Raw genomic sequence first — 767 nt, 5'->3', positions numbered from 1 at the left:
CACAAAATTTGATCGACCAGCACAACGGAAAAATCGACGTTGAAAGCTGGCCTGGCCACACCACTTTTACAATTTATTTGCCGATTTGACCTTACGAATAAATTTCGTTGAGCGCCAATTTACGGTTTTTGCTGCAAGGATTAGTACATGAGTAAAGGATATGTTTGGGTCGTCGATGACGACAGTTCAATTCGCTGGGTTATGGAGAAAACACTCTCCTCAGCCAACATAAAATGCGAAACCTATGCCGATGGGGAAAGCGTTTTGATGGCGCTTGAGCGCGAAGTGCCAGACGTACTGGTGTCTGATATTCGCATGCCCGGTATCGACGGATTAGAACTGCTCAAGCAAGTGCAACGTGATTACCCTGATTTGCCCGTGATCATCATGACCGCGCATTCCGACTTAGATGCCGCCGTTAACGCCTATCAAAAAGGCGCGTTCGAGTATCTGCCAAAACCGTTTGATATCGATGAAACCTTAACACTGGTCGAACGTGCGATTGCCCACAGCCATGAAAACAAACGCGAGCAATTGTCTTCAGAAGATGCACCGGCCGACACGCCAGAGATCATCGGTGAAGCGCCAGCAATGCAGGAAGTGTTCCGCGCTATTGGCCGCCTTTCTCGCTCGTCGATTTCCGTTTTGATCAACGGGGAGTCCGGTACAGGTAAAGAGCTGGTTGCTCATGCCCTTCACCGCCATAGCCCTCGCGCCAACAAACCTTTTATCGCTCTCAATATGGCCGCGATTCCAAAAGACTTGAT

Annotated in this window: 1 protein-coding gene; it reads left to right on the top strand. The window is 49.2% G+C overall.

What is annotated here, in order from left to right:
- Window positions 1-147: 147 nt before the first annotated feature.
- The coding region (locus R7040_RS26015; protein ID WP_318097513.1) for a response regulator at window positions 148-767 on the top strand (620 nt) is incomplete at its 3' end.

The sequence above is a fragment of the Vibrio sp. 1069 genome, assembly GCF_033340555.1.
Note: the sequence above shows the minus strand (reverse complement) of the source record. Positions and strands in the feature narration are given on the sequence as shown.